Below are 16574 nucleotides of genomic sequence, written 5' to 3'. Positions count from 1 at the left end.
AGGCCCGTCACATAGGCTGAAATAGGCCGATGGACCCCTCGGATCGGATAGCACTCACCGACTTGGCCGCCAGGTACGCACAGGCCGTCGACCGCCGAAACACCACCACACTCGCGACTCTCTTCACCGAAAACGCGAAGTTCGTCTTGCCCCCGGCCTTGAACGGAACCGACGCGCCGACGGAGATCGCGGGCAACACGACGCTGTCCACGTCGATAGTCGACGCCGTCGCTCACCTGCATTCCACGCGGCACATCGTCCAGCAGCAGGTACTCGATCTAGACAGTGACACCACCGCCCACGGTGAGGCCTACTGCTCCGCCCACCACATCTATCCGCGCGGCGACGGCTTCCGGGACAACCTGATCGAACTGCGCTACCAGGACAGTTTCGAGAAGGTCGACGGCACGTGGCTGTTCTCGCGTCGTGAATTGATTGTCGATTTCGCTGAGGATGTGCCGGTGGTTCTGCTCGGTCGGTAGCCGACGATCAGTTCGAGACCATCGCGATCGCAGTCCGAAGGCCGCGCCTCTTTCCGGTCTTCGGATCCGTACCGAAAACTTCCTTCAACCCACCCCTGATACGGAACTTCAGTTCCGAGTGAGTTTCCGGTGCGTCGTCCGTTGATGCAGATAGAAATCTGTTGGGCAGTGACAGCTTCCAGATGGTCCGCAACGTCAGCGCGTATTGCCTCCACAACGGACCGGTGGTGTACGGCAGATCGTATTTGTCACATAGTTCACGAAGTGGCACCGCAATTTCCGAGTACCTGTTACTCGGCAAATCCGGGAAGCAATGATGCTCGATCTGGTAGCAGAGGTTTCCGCTCATGAACGCCATGACCGGTCCGGCGTGGAAGTTGGCCGAACCCAACATCTGCCGTAGATACCACTGCGCCTTCGTCTCGTTCTCGAACTCCTCGAGAGTGAACTTCTCGGCGCCGTCGGGGAAATGACCGCAGAAGATGACGGCGTAAGTCCAGTAGTTGCGGATGAGATTCGCAACTACGTTGGCCGTGAGCGTGGTTCTCCACGCGGGACCTGTCAACGCAGGAAACAGGATGTAATCTTTCGCGACCTGGCGGGCAATTTTCTTTCCCACGTCCTTGGCCATCTCGGATTTCTCCGACCATTTCACTTCACCTTTACGGAGTTTGTCTGTCTCCAAGTGATGAAGCGCTACACCCCATTCGAAGAGTGTTGCCAACGCCGCGTTGGTGATCGGCTGGAATAGATACTCTGCGTGCCACTTCTGGTCGCGGGTGACACGAAGAATGCCGTAGCCGACGTCGTTATCGAGGCCGACGATATTCGTGAACTTGTGATGTACGAAATTGTGCGAATGTTTCCATCCTGACGACGGGCACGTGTTGTCCCATTCCCAGTTGCTCGAATGAATTTCGGGGTCGTTCATCCAATCCCACTGTCCATGGATGATGTTGTGGCCGAGTTCCATGTTCTCGATGATCTTCCCGACCCCGAGCAATGCGGTTCCGAGAATCCAGGCCGGCCTTTTCTTGCTGGCAAACAAGACGATTCGACCGGCGACCATCAGCGATCTCTGAAACGCGATGGTCCGCTGGATATATCTGGCATCACGGCTTCCGCGCTTGTCCTCGATGTCGAACCGGATCGCATCAAGTTCGACGCCGAGTGCCTCGACGTCTTCATCGGTCAGATGCGCATATTCCTTGATGTCGGTGATTGCCACTGGCTTCTCCTCGAGTCTGTTTCCCGTGCGGTACCCCTACTGCTCGGGGAGAAAACGTCGGCGGCGTTATCTCACGTGCGCTCACCGCCGATCTGTGCCAGCATCGACGGGTGTGAGCACTGACAACACGATCGCCATCCGAACAGCCACCGAAGCCGATTGGCCGGCGATCCAGCTACTCGACTCCACGGGATTCGGATTCCACCCGTCGGCAGCCGACAAGACGCTCACCCGTGCGCTCTACAAACCCGAAGACATCGTCGTCGCGACGGATGGCGACCAGGTTGTCGGTTTGGCCATCGAGTTCGACATGGAGTTCACGGTGCCGGGCGGCCACCAAGTACCCACCCGAGGCATCACGTGGGTGTCCGTCGCCCCGACGCACCGTCGTCGTGGGATCTTGCGCTCGATGTTCACTCGGCTGCATCAGCACATAACGTCGACCGGCGCTCCCCTGGTCGCGCTGACCGCCAGTGACGCCCGCATCTACAACCGCTTCGGCTACGGACCGGCAACCGTCAGCGAGGGGATCTCACTGGACCGCCGGTTCGCCGAATTTCGCGCCGAGGCTCCCGACGCGAGTGGTGTGTCCATCACCGACGCCCCGACCGCGGCGACGCTACTTCCTGACATCTACGATCGCTGGCGCCTCGCGACTCCTGGCGTGCAAAAGCGTCCGCAAGCTCACTGGGACCACACACTCGCGGACCCGTCCGAGCATCGAGCCGGAGCTTCCGGACTGTTCTTTCTGACACATGCCGACGGCTACGTTTCCTACCGCCACCGCAATGAAGGACACGACAGCATCGTCGAGGTCGACGAGTTCGTCGCACTCACGACGGATGTGTACGCAGCCTTGTGGCGGACGTTGTGCGGGCTCGATCTCGTGACCCGTATCGACACTCGGCAGCATCCGGAAGATCCGTTGCGGCTGATGCTGACGGACTACCGGTTGGTGCGGACCACCCGCCGATCCGACCGGCTGTGGCTGCGGATCATGGATGTTCCGGCAGCCCTCGAAGCCCGCGAATATGTCGCTGACCTCGATACCGTCATCACGATCGAAGATCCATTCCTCGATGCCGGCGGCACCTTCGCGCTGACAATTCGCGGCGGCAAGGCCACCTGCACACCCACCGACGCCGATGCCCGGATCACCATGCCGTCCGACGTTCTGAGCAGTGTGTACCTGGGCGCGCACCAGGCCAAGGGTTTCGCGGCCGCGGGCCGTGTCCAGGCCTCCTCCCCCGAAGAAATTCACCGCTTCGACGTCGCCTTCGGCACCGCGAGGCCGGCTGTGCTGGGGTACGGGTTTTAACTTCCGATGAACATCGGGGAAACGAATATTTATGCTGTCTGGCGTCCACCCGGTTAGCCTCGAAACATGGCGTTTGTAGGAAAACTGGTCAACAGCCTTCCGGAGAAGGTTCTCGTGCGGGTTCTCCCGCACGCCGAGATGCTCAAGTTCCTGGTGGTCGGAGGCATCGCCTTCGTCGTCACGACCATCTTGTTCTTCGGCATCAAGTGGACGGTTCTACCTCAGCATCCAGTCACGGCCAACATCATCGCGGTCTTGGTCGCGACGGTTCTGTCGTATGTCCTGAACCGTGAATGGTCCTTCGCCGAGCGAGGCGGACGGCAACGCCACCACGAGGCCGCACTGTTCTTCATCGTCGCCGGCATCGGCTTGGCCATCAACCAGGTCCCGCTCTGGATCTCGAGTTACGTGTTCGATCTTCGCCAGCCCAACGTCTCCGTGTTGATGGAAAACTTCTCCGACTTCATCAGCGGATCGATCATCGGCACCCTGTTGGCGACTGTCTTCCGGTGGTGGGCGATGCGCAAATTCGTCTTCCCGGAAGAGTCCATCGACGGCGAGATGATTCGCGATATCGAAGCAACGCCTCCGGTCACCTCTTCCGAGAACTGACGCTCGGGAATACACAAAAGCGGTCTGCAGCATTAACGCTGCAGACCGCTTTTCCGTTATGTCAGTTGGTCAGACCCAACCTCTTCGAGCATTCCGTCATCTCGTCGATGACGAGTTCCAACGATGTGCCGCGACGGCTGGCAGACAGCACGACGCGGTCCGCTCCCAACCCGCGTGCCCAATCGAGTTTCGCTTCGTCCAACCGCGGCAGCGTTGCGCCGAGAACCACGGAAACCTCAGCCGGATCGCGATCAGCCTTGACCGCAGCAGCTTTCATCGCCGCAATTGCCTTGTCGAGTTCTTCGCCTACCAAGCCCAGGGGCTGGAAGCCGTTGCCCAGTCGGCCGGCGCGGCGGGCTGCAGCCAGACTGTGTCCACCGATGTACAGCGGCACACCGGATTCGCTGTGCGGCTTCGGCCAGCTGTACGCACCCTTGAACGAGTAGTACTCGCCGTCGAAATCGACGGCTTCCTTACCAGCCCAGAGTGCGCGCATCACGGCTATTGCCTCGTCGGCAGTCTTGCCTCGACGCTCAAAATCGCCACCGCAGGCTTCGATTTCCTCTTTCATCCAGCCCAATCCCAGGCAGATGCGCAGGCGCCCCCCGGAGAGTCGATCCAGCGTCGCAAGCCTCTTCGCGAGGACTACGGGATTATGGTTGGGCAGCACCAGCACTCCGGTCGACAACCCCAAAGTGGTTGTCGCACCGGCGACAAACGACAACAGTTCGAGCGGATCAGGAATGTCGCAGTCGTCGGGGAGATGAGATTTACCGGTCGGTGAGTACGGGTATTCACTTTCGGTATCGGCGATGACAACCGAATGCTCGACTGCCGAGATTTCGTCGAAGCCGAGTGACTCTGCTGCCTTGGCGAACTGGAGAATCCAATCGGGATCACCACTACGTCCCAGTTCTACCGGGACAACAATGCCGAGCTTCATGCAGTTTCCTCCAGTGTCGCCATCAATTTCGGACCGTCCACAACTCTGCCGAGGAAGCGTTCGGCGTCAGGATCTGTTGCGAGCCACACTGCAGCCGCTGCAGGAACCGACGCCGGTGTAGCGGCAAATCCCGCATCCACGATCGCGTTTGCGCCGCCGCGAGCCTTACCGGCCTCGGTGATCACAAACCCCGGACTGAGGTTGAACGCCTTGATGCCTGCGCCGCGGTACTCCGAGTTGATCGCACCGGCAATGCGTCCGAACGCGGCTTTGGACGCCGCGTAGGACAAACCCCACCCACCTTCACCGGGAGGCGCTGGCGGGTCCAAAGTAGCCGAGCCCGAGGCAAGTCCGATGACAATGCCGTTACCGCGCTCGACCATCGACGGAAGAACTACCTGCACAAGGGCAAGCTGATGCAGGTAGTTTCCGACAACCATCGCCTGGGCGTCGTCGATCTCGATGTCGAGAATGCGATCCATGTTTCCGACCGTCTGCGCGTAGGCATTGTTGACCAGAACGTCGACGCGGCCCCATTCGTTCAGGACGCGCTCACCGGCCGCGATGACCGATGCTCGATCGAGAAGATCCATCGGCACGGCCAGCGCCCGCACACCACACGCTTCGATCTCAGCAACCGTCGTCTCGAGACTGCCCGGCACCGGGATAACCTGCTCTCCCGCACGCGTTCTCGGCGCCGCGCGGCCCTCACCTTCACGAATGGTGCGGGCCGTGATCGCAACGTCGAACCCTGCGCGCGCAAAAGCCAGCGCGCATTCGCGGCCGATCCCGCGGGAGGCGCCGGTTACCAGCGCGACACGGTTCACAGGAACCGCGAACGCCCGTGGGTGTGGAACTCCTGCTCGAGTGCATCACAATCAGCGTCGGACATGAGCTTGTACTCCGGGTTTCCGCGCCCGACCCAGTGGTACACAGGCTCTTCGGTGCGCCAGCGATCTAGCTGCAGTTCGCGCTTGAGCACCTTGTTGGAACCGGTGGTGGGCAGGTGCGTCGACACCCGAATGAATCGCGGAGCTGCCTTGGTTCCAAGATCCGCCTGTGCGACAAGGTAATTCGAGAACTCGATCGGATCGAAATCGGCCAGGTCGGCAACCTCGATGCCTGCCATGACCTGATCGCCCGAACGTGGATCGGGTACCGCGAAAACGCCCGTCGCAATAACCTTGGGGTGGCGACGCAGAATGTGCTCGATCATCAGTGCCGACGTGTTCTCTCCGTCGACGCGGATCCAATCACCCTTGCGACCGGCGAAGTAGATGAAGCCTGCTTCGTCGACGTAGCCGAGATCGCCTGTCCAGTACCAACCGTGGCGAATCTTCTCCGCAATGGCGTCTTCGTTCTTGTAGTAGCCCTCGAACTTCTGCGAGCCGGCCTTGTCAACCATTTCGCCGATGGCTTCGTCCGGGTTGAGGACCCGGCCGTGCTCGTCGAGCAACGCCCGCGGACGCTCTTCGCGAGTGTCCGGGTCGACGATGACGATGTTTTCGCTGGCCGGACGGCCCAGCGCTCCAGCCGGCTGGTTCGGATCGAGAACTACCGAACCGGCACCCTCACTCGAGCCGTAGCCCTCGAAAAGTTGTGCGTCGAAACGGCGGATGAACTCAGCCTTGTCGCCCGGAGATGCCTCTGTGCCGAAGCCGTGAGTCAGTGTGTTCTCGATGTCGTCGGACTTCTCCGGCGTCGCCATCAGATAACCGAGCGCCTTGCCGACGTACGTGAAATACGTTGCGCCGTAGAAGCGTACGTCCGGCATGAATCCGGAAGCGGTGAACTTGCGCACGAGGCAGATGGTGGCGCCCTGCGAGAGTGCAGGCGCCCACAGTGCCATCAGTGCATTACCGTGAAAGAGCGGCATGCAGCAGTAGCAGACGTCGTCGCGGTCGATGTCGTACTTAGCGCAGTTCGCGTAAGCCAAGCGGGTCAGACGGCCCTGGCTGCAGCGCACAGCCTTCGACATTCCGGTGGTGCCCGAGGTGAAGAGAAGAAGGAAGAGAGTCGTCGCGTCGACACCGAGGTCGATCTGCGGCGCTTCCACCTGATGCGCGGCAATGGTTTCCACGTAGGACGCGTCGTCGACGAGAATGAAGCGGTCGTCCGTCAGTCCGAGATCCAGACCGGCGAGCTTCTCGCGGCCGGCCTTGTCGGTGACGATCATCTGGCAATCGACGTACCGAACCTCGGCTTCGAGTTCAGCTCCACGCCGCGTCGGGTTGATACCTACAATTGTGGCGCCCGTGAGTGCCGCGCCACCGAGCCAGAACAGGAACTCGGGCTCGTTCTCGAGGAGAACACCGATATGGAACGGGCCGGCGCCGCGAAGCGACTTCGCGTAAGAGCCGCGGGCAGCGCTTTCATGCACGACCTGATCCCACGTCCAGTCCTGGGTGCGGGTCCTCAGTCCCAGATGTTGATCACCGATGCGGTCGATCAACATCTGCGCGACATCTTCGCGCTGCGGCGTGGCAACGGACGTGCTCGTAGATGCTTCGGTGGCGGTGTTCGTCATCGTGTCCTGTGTCCTACTCGAGATGGGAAGAAGCTCTTGTGTGCGCAGTACGCATTTGAGTGGTTGCGCAGAGTGCGATTCGTTTCGAAACGCTAACGGCGTGCCGCGGAGGGAACCCGACCAGTCTCGCTCAGTGGTAACAATCCCCGCAGATATCATTGGACGTGAGATTTTGTGTCGTGAAAAGCGCCACAATACGAAAGGCCAATCCATGACTGCCCCCGCAGATCCGCAGTTGCTCCTGGACCAGGTGGTCTCACGCCTCACCGGTCCCGGTGGGCCGTTCGAGATCGCCGAAGAAGAGGTTCTCGGCACCGTCATGCCCGTGATGAAGAATCGTGGACATGCCATCGGTGAACTCATCTCCGCGTCCCGGGCCTGGGGAGACGCCGATTATCTGGTCACAAGCGACCGTCGCATCTCCTTTACCGAGCATGCCGACTCCGTAGCTGCCCTGGCGACTGCGCTGCGGGACAAGTACGGCATCCGCAAGGGCGATCGTGTGGGAATTCTCGCCGCCAACAACCCCGAGTGGGTCATGACCTTCTTCGCGGCGCAGGCACTCGGTGCCATCGCGGTCGGTCTCAATGGCTGGTGGGTTCCGCGTGAGGTGACACACGGTATCGAGCTGTCCCGTCCGAAGGTCCTCGTAGTCGACGCCAAGCGCGGCGCAGCCCTGCCCGAACTGCCTGCTGACGTAACAGTCCTGACTATGGAAGAGGACCTGCCGGCCCTCATCGCGGAGTATGCAGGCGCCGAAGTTCCGCACACCGACATCGACGAGGACGACCCAGCCGTCATCCTGTTCACCAGCGGAACCAGTGGCCGGCCCAAGGGCGCCCTGCACTCGCACCGCAACGTGATGGCCGTTGTCGATTATCACAAGTACAGCGACGCTATCGGCGCTGCGTTCATGGGCCGGGAGTACGACGCATCCAAGCCCAGCCCACTGCGCTACCTACTGACGTCCCCGCTGTTCCACATCGCCAGCCTGCACAACCTTGTAGTCCCGCGACTAGCCACCGGCAGCGCCGTCATCCTGTATGAAGGCGCCTTCGACGTCGACAAGGTTCTCGGACTGGTCGAGCGCGAACGCGTCACCAGCTGGGGTGCGGTTCCCACGATGGCGTCGCGGTTGATCGAGCACGGCAACATCGCCAAGTACGACGTCTCCTCGCTGACTGCTTTCTCTCTGGCGTCCGCTCCGTCGTCGCCCGCGTTCAAGGAGCGGCTCAAGGAGCAGGTGCCTTTCGCGCGCAATGCTCTGGTCGACAGCTATGGCCTCACCGAATGCAGCACAGCTATCGCTGTTGCGATCGGAGCCGAACTCGAAGAATTCCCGGGCACTCTCGGACGCCCGATCATCACCGTGTCGATGGAAATACGCGACCCGTTCGGCGAGTGGCTGCCCGACGGCATCGAAGGTGAAGTCTGCGTACGCAGCCCGTTCGTCATGCTCGGATACTGGGAAAATGAGGAGGCCACGGCCTCCGCAATCTCTCCCGGACGCTGGCTCCGCACCGGAGATTTCGGCGTAGTCGAGAACGGTCGCCTGCGTTTGACCGGCCGTCGTTCCGATCTCATCCTGCGCGGCGGCGAAAACGTCTACCCCACCGAGATCGAGCAGACCCTCGACGAGCACCCCGACGTGGTTGAATGCGCCGTCATCGGCATGCCGCATCCGGACCTCGGCCAGGAAGTTTCGGCTGTCGTCGTTCTGCGCCCCGGTTCGACCACCGACGAGGAAGAGCTCCGCGCGTACGCCGCCGAGCGCCTGTCCTACTTCAAGGTGCCGTCGAAGTGGCGAATCACTCGTGATCTGCTGCCCCGCAACGCAACTGGCAAGATGGTGCGGCGCGAGATCACAGTATGACCGAAGAGCTGTCACGGATCGTCGCCGAAATGGCGGTCCGTGACCTGCTCTGCGAGTACACACACCTGATCGATCAGGGCAGGTTACGTGAAGTCGCAGCGCTGTTCGCGCAGTCCGATTACGGTCAATGCGGTCCGGACGGTATTGCCACCACCGTCATTTCCTCCGACGCCGATGCGGTGTTCGCCGCGTGCAGCAGCTTCATCCGGATGTACGGCACTCCCCCGATGCCTCGTACAAAGCACATGTTGACCAACACTCGGGTTTTCGTTGACGGCGATCAGGCCTCGGCGCTGTCGTACGTCATGGTCATTCAGGGAACTGACGACCTTGCGCTGCAACCGATTCTGTCTGGCCGATACTTCGATCGATTCAGCTGCGTCAACGGATCGTGGCAGTTCACGCAGCGACTCTTCTGCCTGGACCATCTCGGCGACATGTCCGCTCACGCGAAACGAACACTCTGAATACATCTCACTGCACCTGAAACAGGAGACTGGCAATGTTCAAAGCAATCGCGCTACTCACCCGTAAGCCTGGACTCACACGGGAAGAGTTCATCGACTACTACGAGAACAACCATGCTCCACTGATTGCGAAAACCTTTCCTCAGATCATCGAATACCGACGGAATTTCCCTGATCTGACTCAGGTTCTGCGTGCCGAGGGCATTCCTGACCCGCATTTCGACGTCATCACCGAAATGTGGTTCCACGACAAAGCCGGCTACGCCGACATGCTGGCAACCCACGCCCGACCGGAGATAGGCAACCTGATCCGGGCCGACGAATCCAATTTCCTGGATCAGAGCAAGATCATTCAGTTCGTCGTCGACGAGTGCGAGTTGCCTCGGATCTGACATTCGGAAACAAACTTCGGCAGAAAAGAGTTTCACAGTGGAGATTGGCGTCAATGTATTAGGCCTCGAAGCACTCTTCGACGGCAAGATCCGACTGGTTCTCGACTTCGCCACCCGCGCAGATCAAGTCGGCATCGACTTGATCTGCACCGGTGATCACATCGGATTCAATGCCGACGCTCATGCGGGACGGGTAGACGAGCATGGCTTCGCATTTCCCTTGGATCATCCTTGGTACGAGCCGATTTCACTGCTCTCCTCGATCGCGGCAGTCACCGAACGCACTCGCCTCGGAGTATCGGTCCTGATCGCAACCGTTCGGCCACCGGCGCTGCTCGCAAAACAGGTCGCCACCCTCGACGCCTTGTCCGACGGACGCGTGACGATGGGCTTCGGAGTCGGCTGGCAAGAGGCCGAATACACCGCCACCAACATGCCTTTCGACGCCAGGTTCGGTCGCATGGAAGAAACCGTCGAGGCCTGCCGCGAACTCTGGACGCAGGCACCCGCCAACTTCAAGGGTCGCGATTTCTCCTTCGAGAACTACCACAGCCTTCCGCTGTCGACGCAGGACCGCGTGCCTGTTCTTTTCGGATTCGCTCCCAGTCAACGGAACTTCGACCGCATCGCACGCGTCGCCGACGGTTGGACCGTCAACCCCACCGACCTACCTACATTCACGGACAGCGTGGCGCTGCTGCGCAATACATTCGAGGCACACGGACGCGATCCCCAGAGTGTTCGTATCCAGGTCTCTGCCGCCCCCGTTCGACGCGACAACGGAACTATCGATCTCGCAGCCACCGCGGAAAGAGCCCACGATTTGTCCGACCGCGGCGCATCCGTCGTCGTATTTCGGCCCGCCGTATTCGACTGTGCTGCGCAAGAACTGCCGGAACTACTCAACTGGATGAGCAACATCAAGGAGGCCTGAGATGGACCAGGCTGTGCAAGATCTGCTGGACAAGCAAGCAATTCGCGAAGTAGTCCTGACCTACGCCCGAGGCATCGACCGTCTCGACTTCGACCTCGTACGTAGCGCCTACCATCCCGATGCCATCGATCATCACACCGGATTCGACGGCAACGTAGACGAATACATCGCGTGGGTGACGCCGAAACTCTCCGCCATCGGCGGCACCATGCACCACATCGGTAATCATCTCGTCGAACTGCACGGCGACTTCGCGATCAGCGAGGCGTACTCGATGTCCACACATTGGGGTGGCCCCGAAGGCGTCGGGATGGTCAACTTCACCAGCGGCGCACGGTTCGTCGACCACATGGAGCGTCGTAGCGGGCATTGGGCGATCAAAGAGCGCTGGGCTGTGCGTGAATGGACCCGCTCGGACGAAGGCCGCTTCGTCAATCCTGAGGGAGCCGGCCCCCGGGGTCGACGTGACGACACTGATCCGTTGACGTTACTGAGAAAAACTATTCAATCTCTGTAAGTTTCAATCCCGCACGCCAAAATTCGCTCGGCCCGGTCCTCCCCACTGCCGATGGACTCCCGTGGCACACACGACTCCAGTCCACTCAGGGCATCCCGGCCCAAACTCGCCGCTGCGGCCCCGATTACCCCAATTCGCCTGTAATTCCTTTTCGACTGCGCCACCTTGGGCTGGATCGATGTAGCGCGGCGCTCGTCTGCGGCAGTCGTTTCCTGTTCGATCAGCGCGTGGTACATACGCCTGCCTATGCCGATAGTTCACTATCGATCGACAGTCCGCGCCCAAGATTGCCGTCGCAGCCCCCGCAGGACCTTGTTCCCTGGACCAGTCTCCGATGTGTGCAGAAACCAACTGGCGTAAAAGCCCCAAAGCACCTATACGGACGTCCAGTTATGTGTACCCTTTGCAGTCATGTGACCTAAGTCATGTTTGGTACGAGTGCCGCCTGCGGCACACGATAAAGGAGGATCCGTGCGTCCGTCCCTAAGCCGTCGCCTGGCGACACCCATTATCGCGGCTGGTGCCGCGATAACCCTGATGCTCGGCGGTGCCGGCACCGCCGTCGCCGACCCGACACCGCCACCCCCCTCGTCGACGGGCGACCAGTCGTCCGACAACCTCAGGTGGAACCTGAGCCTGACCGCGGTGAACGGTGCCCCGGGTAGCAACATCGTCCACCCGGGCGACACCGTCACCTTCACTTCCAAGATCTGGAAGAACAGCGGTATCGGCCGGTACATGACCGCGATCCGGCAGATCCAGCCCGCCGGCTTCGAGTACGTTTCGCACACGATCAGCAAGCTGTCGAACGTCACCCCCGAGGGTGAGGCCGGCGTCAAGGCGACCTGCACCGGCGGCGGCTGCAACTCGGTACCGATCATCGGCACCAAGGGCTACCTCGACAACGTCGACTTCGCTGTCACCTACAAAATCCCCCTGACCCAGGCGTTCGGCGACTACAACGCCGGCTTCAAGTTCGACGTCTACACGTTCGGCAGTCAACAGGGCGGCAGCGGCGCGTGGGTGCGTGTTGTGGACCCGAAGGTCGCCACCACCACCACACTGACGGCCCCGGTAGCCGCCAAGACCGGTGAGCAGATCGACCTGAGTGCCAACGTCGGTCCGGCTGACGCTGTCGGCACCGTCCAGTTCAAGGACGGCGACAACAACATCGGCAGCCCCGTCACCGTCGTCGGTGGCGTTGCATCCACACAGCACACCTTCGAAACCCCGGGTGCGCACGACATCACAGCCGTGTTCACCGGCGATACCCTCTTTCACGACGCCACTTCCGAGATCTCGACCGTCGACGTGACGACTGACACCACCACCACGCTGACTGCTCCCGCCACCGCCGTCGTCGGCGCACCCGTCACCTTCGATGCCGCGATCAGCCCGGCCACCGCAACCGGCCAGGTCCAGTTCAAGGACGGCGACGTCAACGTCGGCAGCCCGGTCGACGTGATTGACGGAAGCGCCGCGATCACCCGCACCTTCGTCGAGGCTGGCTCACACAGCTTCACCGCGCACTTCACCGGCACCGGCGGCAACCTCAACTCCGACTCGGCAGCATCCCCACTGACCGTCAACGATGCTGACTTCGGCACCACCACAACAGTTCTCGAGCCGGTCACCGCAACCGTAGGCGTCGAAACCAACCTCTCCGCCACCGTCCTGCCATTCCCGAATGCAGGTCAGGTCGAATTCACCGTCGACGGCGTCCCCGTCGGCACAGCAGATGTGGGCACCGGCGACGGCGTCGCCGTTCTCCCGCATACCTTCGACACCGTCGGAACCTCCAACGTGGTAGCGACGTTCGTCGGAGCTCCCGGATTCGCCACCTCGACCTCCGCTGAGTACTCGGTCACCGTCAAGGCAGTCGAACCCGACCGCGAAGACACCACCACTACCCTCGGTATCGCCGGCAACTCCACCGTGGGCAACGCCATGACGTTCACGGCCACTGTCGCCCCCGCCGGTGCCAACGGCACCATCCAGTTCAAGGTCGGCACCACTGCGATCGGCGCACCCGTTGCCGTCGTCGACGGTGTCGCCACCATCACGCACATCTTCGACGCCGAAGGCACCTACGCCGTCACCGCCGCCTTCGTCGGCGGCGACGGATGGAATGACTCCGTGTCCGGCCCCACCGTCGTGGGTATCACCACCGCAACCACCCCCGGTCCCGGTACCGGCAGCCTTGGTTCGCTGTCCGGCATTTTCGGTAGCTAGGTCCGCGCCCGTAGCCCGATCCGGGGCGCGCACGCCGCGCCCCGGATCTCGGACGGGCACCTTCGATACTTTCCATTCATCCGTAGGAGAATTCGTGCAGAAGAAGAGGATTCAACGGCTCGTCACACCTGTCGGTGTGGGAGCCCTCGTCTGCGTCACCATGTTCGCCGGAGTACCCGCCCAAGCCCAAACCGTCGACAACACATTCATAGCTTCCTGCCTGGCAACGCCGTCCGCGGTAGCAGGACCGACCGCGCTGAGTCAGCCAGCCACCGTGTCCGTTGACGCCCCGGAATCGGTCAACGCCGGCGACGAGTTCGACGTCACCATCACACCACCGCCGATCTCCGTCCCCAACGAGGTCTCGGGTGCAAGCGTCAAGAGCATCTCGCGCATCAAGATCGACGTCGATATCCCGGCGAACGCCGAGTTTATAAGCGGGGACATCGTGCCCGGCACCAGCATCGGCCTGAGCGGGGTGACACCGAATGTGCTGCGCATCAACGAGAACGGCAATCCCGACCCCGCCGGTAAGATCATCCGCCTCTCGGGCAACAACGCCACGATCGGCAACGGTCCGAACACGAGCAAGAGTTCCGAGGGCGGGATCGTAGCCCTGGCCACCAGCGGCGCGGAAACAACCTTCAAGCTGCCCCAAGTCAAAGCACGGCTCAAGGCCGGTGCCTCGGGCACGATCGAAATGAAGTTGCGCACCGGCGGCGACGCCGGAAAGTGGGCCAACGACAAGAACTTCCTGACGTTCCTACCGAAGGCGACCCTGCTAATCACCGCATGGGCACCGACCCAGTGCACCCCACGTGATGCCGAGGGTGATGCCACACCGCTCAACGCCGGTGCGGGCGCACTGGTTACGACCAACATCATCGAAGCCGACAAGCAAACCACCACCACCGTGGTGGCTCCCGGCGCCGTCAAGAACGGCGCCGAGGTCACCCTGACCGCGAACGTCGCCCCCGCCGCACCGGGTGGTACCGTCGAGTTCTTCGACGGCGCAACCTCTCTCGGCACCGCCGACGTCACTGCCGGCAGCGCTTCGATCACCCACACCTTCGACACCGACGGTGACTACGCGATCACGGCAGCGTTCTCCGGTTCCACCGGCTTCATCGCCTCCACCTCGGCGGTCAAGACCATCAACGTCAGCACCGACGACACCGTCACCACCCTCGCGATGACCAGCCCGAACCTCGCTTACGTCGGCCAGGACGTCAGCCTGCACGCGCAGGTCACCCCGGCAGTGGAGGGTGGCACGGTGGAGTTCACCATCGATGGTGGCGAGAAGGTGACCGGCACGGTCGGCACCGACGGTGTCGCAGTGGCGCAGTACAACTTCGGCACCACCGGCACCCACAAGGTTGTCGCGCGCTACTCCGGCACCACCGGCGTCGCAGGCTCCGTCGCACCGGCATTCCCGGTGAGCGTCACCAACGCTCCGGCAGAAGCGGTGCAGACCAGCACCACCCTGGACGCGGTCGGAACGATCACCAAGGGCGCCCCGGTCACACTGAAGGCCACGGTCGATCCGGCCAACGCCAACGGCAAGGTCCAGTTCAAGATGGGTGACGTCACTCTCGGCGCTCCCGTCGCCGTGGTGAACGGTGTTGCGACACTACCTACCACGTTTGCGGCTTCGGGCGAGTTCAGCATCACCGCTGAATTCATCGGCGCTGCAGGGTTTATCGACTCAGCGTCTGCTCCGCAGGCACTGACGGTTCCCGCCGGTACCGATCCGGGCCCGGGAGGCTTCGGCAGCTTGTCAAGCATCTTCGGATCCTAAGATCGCAGTCGTAAGACAGTAAACGAAAGGCGCGTCACCGACATTGTTCGGGGGCGCGCCTTTCGTTTGAATAGGTTCTACAATTGAAATTAAATCTATTTGTTTACAACACTATTCGACAAAATTCGATATTTCAGATTGTCCCGTTCGAAATATTGACCTCCGGGATGAAAGTCCCATATTGTGTTGGTCACGTGTCCAATCTGGATAGCTTCGTTCTCTTTAAGACGAATTCTTGCTCAAACCCAATGCCGCACTTGCGGTAAGGAATTGAAGGAGCACCCGTGCATCCATCCCTAAGTCGTCGCCTGGCGACACCCATCATCGCGGCCGGTGCCGCGATAACACTGATACTCGCCGGCGCCGGCGTCGCCGTCGCATACGATCCGGCAACGACGCCGCCCGCGTCGACGGGCGACCAGTCGACCGACAACCTCAGGTGGAACCTGAGCCTGACCGCGGTGAACGGTGCCCCGGGTAGCAACATCGCCCACCCGGGCGACACCGTCACCTTCACTTCCAAGATCTGGAAGAACAGCGGTATCGGCCGGTACATGACCGCGATCCGGCAGATCCAGCCCGCCGGCTTCGAGTACGTTTCGCACACGATCAGCAAGCTGTCGAACGTCACCCCCGAGGGCGCTGCCGGCGTCAAGGCGACCTGCACCGGCGGCGGCTGCAACTCGGTACCAGTCATCGGCACCAAGGGCTACCTCGACAACGTCGACTTCGCTGTCACCTACAAAATCCCCCTGACCCAGGCGACCGGCGACTACAACGCCGGCTTCAAGTTCGACGTCTACACGTTCGGCAGTCAGCAGGGCGGCAGCGGCGCGTGGGTGCGCGTCGTCGCCCCCACCACCACCACATTGGAGGCTCCGGCGAACGCCACTGCCGGTACCGCCGTTGACCTGACTGCGACGGTCGATCCCGCAAATGCCGGGGGCACTGTCCAGTTCAAAGACGGCGGCGTCGACATCGGCGGTGCTGTTTCAGTCTCCGGCGGCACGGCGACTCTCTCGCACACCTTCGTCACCCTCGGCACTCACAACGTGACTGCGGTGTACACATCCGGTACCGGCTTCGACAACTCGAAGTCTGCGGTCTCAGCTGTCGAGGTCGGGGCTCCGGCCGTGGACACCACGACGACGTTGTCGGTTCCTCCGACGACGTTGACGGGCACCGCCGTCGATCTGACGGCCACGGTCACTCCCGCAAACGCTGCCGGCACGGTGCAGTTCAAGGACGGCG

At 61.6% G+C, this 16574-nt stretch carries 15 protein-coding genes; 11 read left to right on the top strand and 4 right to left on the bottom strand.

All coding sequences use genetic code 11. The features are described from left to right. Positions 1-29: 29 nt before the first annotated feature. On the top strand, positions 30-482 hold the full coding sequence (locus QM600_RS16215; protein WP_283262521.1) for a nuclear transport factor 2 family protein: 453 nt from the start codon (positions 30-32) through the stop codon (positions 480-482). 7 nt (positions 483-489) lie between these two features. Here QM600_RS16215 and QM600_RS16210 read toward each other — a convergent pair whose 3' ends face one another. Continuing rightward, on the bottom strand, positions 490-1710 hold the full coding sequence (locus tag QM600_RS16210) for a fatty acid desaturase family protein (RefSeq protein ID WP_283262519.1): 1221 nt from the start codon (positions 1708-1710) through the stop codon (positions 490-492). A gap of 112 nt (positions 1711-1822) precedes the next feature. Here QM600_RS16210 and QM600_RS16205 point away from each other — a divergent pair, with 112 nt between their 5' ends. Next, positions 1823-3028, top strand: a complete 1206-nt coding sequence (locus tag QM600_RS16205) for an enhanced intracellular survival protein Eis (RefSeq protein WP_283262518.1) — start codon at positions 1823-1825, stop codon at positions 3026-3028. A gap of 66 nt (positions 3029-3094) precedes the next feature. Next, on the top strand, positions 3095-3640 hold the full coding sequence (locus QM600_RS16200; RefSeq protein ID WP_283262517.1) for a GtrA family protein: 546 nt from the start codon (positions 3095-3097) through the stop codon (positions 3638-3640). 61 nt (positions 3641-3701) lie between these two features. Here the strand turns inward: QM600_RS16200 and QM600_RS16195 are convergent, their stop codons facing one another. From QM600_RS16195 to casI, 3 genes are read right to left on the bottom strand one after another with little or no spacing between them, the layout of a single operon-like run. Next, positions 3702-4583: an LLM class F420-dependent oxidoreductase gene (locus tag QM600_RS16195; protein ID WP_283262516.1), complete on the bottom strand. Its 882-nt coding sequence runs from the start codon at positions 4581-4583 to the stop codon at positions 3702-3704. Further along, positions 4580-5410, bottom strand: a complete 831-nt coding sequence (locus QM600_RS16190) for an SDR family NAD(P)-dependent oxidoreductase (RefSeq protein WP_283262515.1) — start codon at positions 5408-5410, stop codon at positions 4580-4582. The genes QM600_RS16195 and QM600_RS16190 overlap by 4 nt, the downstream gene beginning before the upstream one ends. Further along, complete coding sequence (casI, locus tag QM600_RS16185; protein WP_502943001.1) at positions 5407-7038, bottom strand: steroid-22-oyl-CoA synthetase; 1632 nt, start codon at positions 7036-7038, stop codon at positions 5407-5409. The genes QM600_RS16190 and casI overlap by 4 nt, the downstream gene beginning before the upstream one ends. 283 nt (positions 7039-7321) lie before the next feature. On the opposite strand from casI, the gene casG reads away from it, so the two are divergent. The 8 genes from casG to QM600_RS16145 all read left to right on the top strand — a co-directional run. Beyond that, the gene (gene casG, locus QM600_RS16180; RefSeq protein ID WP_283262511.1) at positions 7322-8983 is read left to right on the top strand and encodes a steroid-24-oyl-CoA synthetase; all 1662 of its coding nucleotides are present in this window, start codon (positions 7322-7324) and stop codon (positions 8981-8983) included. Beyond that, positions 8980-9450 (top strand): nuclear transport factor 2 family protein, encoded by a 471-nt coding sequence (locus QM600_RS16175; RefSeq protein ID WP_283262510.1) that lies wholly within the window; start codon positions 8980-8982, stop codon positions 9448-9450. Before casG ends, QM600_RS16175 begins: the two co-directional genes overlap by 4 nt. 35 nt (positions 9451-9485) lie before the next feature. Continuing rightward, positions 9486-9842 carry an EthD domain-containing protein gene (locus QM600_RS16170; protein ID WP_283262509.1) on the top strand — a complete coding sequence of 119 codons (357 nt, stop codon included), beginning with the start codon at positions 9486-9488 and terminating at the stop codon, positions 9840-9842. Positions 9843-9879: 37 nt separating this feature from the next. Beyond that, on the top strand, positions 9880-10776 hold the full coding sequence (locus tag QM600_RS16165) for a TIGR03619 family F420-dependent LLM class oxidoreductase (RefSeq protein WP_283262508.1): 897 nt from the start codon (positions 9880-9882) through the stop codon (positions 10774-10776). Position 10777: 1 nt separating this feature from the next. Further along, complete coding sequence (locus QM600_RS16160; RefSeq protein ID WP_283262507.1) at positions 10778-11293, top strand: nuclear transport factor 2 family protein; 516 nt, start codon at positions 10778-10780, stop codon at positions 11291-11293. A 471-nt stretch (positions 11294-11764) separates the two neighbouring features. After that, positions 11765-13525, top strand: a complete 1761-nt coding sequence (locus QM600_RS16155) for an Ig-like domain-containing protein (RefSeq protein WP_283262506.1) — start codon at positions 11765-11767, stop codon at positions 13523-13525. 94 nt (positions 13526-13619) lie between these two features. Beyond that, a complete protein-coding gene (locus QM600_RS16150; protein WP_283262505.1) occupies positions 13620-15323 on the top strand; it encodes an Ig-like domain-containing protein in 1704 nt (567 codons plus the stop codon). A 284-nt stretch (positions 15324-15607) separates the two neighbouring features. Further along, the coding region (locus tag QM600_RS16145; RefSeq protein WP_283262504.1) for an Ig-like domain-containing protein at positions 15608-16574 on the top strand (967 nt) is incomplete at its 3' end.

Source organism: Rhodococcus sp. IEGM 1379, assembly GCF_030056815.1.
Lineage (GTDB): Bacteria > Actinomycetota > Actinomycetes > Mycobacteriales > Mycobacteriaceae > Rhodococcus_F.
The sequence above is the reverse complement of the archived record's forward strand: the minus strand, read 5'-3'. Positions and strand labels throughout refer to the sequence as shown.

What these genes read in the sequence shown, in the direction of transcription:
- QM600_RS16170 (WP_283262509.1), top strand. Translation starts at nt 9,486, where the DNA reads ATGTTCAAAGCAATCGCGCTACTCACCCGTAAGCCTGGACTCACACGG.
- QM600_RS16215 (WP_283262521.1), top strand. Translation starts at nt 30, where the DNA reads ATGGACCCCTCGGATCGGATAGCACTCACCGACTTGGCCGCCAGGTAC.
- QM600_RS16175 (WP_283262510.1), top strand. Translation starts at nt 8,980, where the DNA reads ATGACCGAAGAGCTGTCACGGATCGTCGCCGAAATGGCGGTCCGTGAC.
- QM600_RS16160 (WP_283262507.1), top strand. Translation starts at nt 10,778, where the DNA reads ATGGACCAGGCTGTGCAAGATCTGCTGGACAAGCAAGCAATTCGCGAA.
- QM600_RS16200 (WP_283262517.1), top strand. Translation starts at nt 3,095, where the DNA reads ATGGCGTTTGTAGGAAAACTGGTCAACAGCCTTCCGGAGAAGGTTCTC.
- casG (WP_283262511.1), top strand. Translation starts at nt 7,322, where the DNA reads ATGACTGCCCCCGCAGATCCGCAGTTGCTCCTGGACCAGGTGGTCTCA.
- casI (WP_502943001.1), bottom strand. Translation starts at nt 7,038, where the DNA reads ATGTTGATCGACCGCATCGGTGATCAACATCTGGGACTGAGGACCCGC.
- QM600_RS16195 (WP_283262516.1), bottom strand. Translation starts at nt 4,583, where the DNA reads ATGAAGCTCGGCATTGTTGTCCCGGTAGAACTGGGACGTAGTGGTGAT.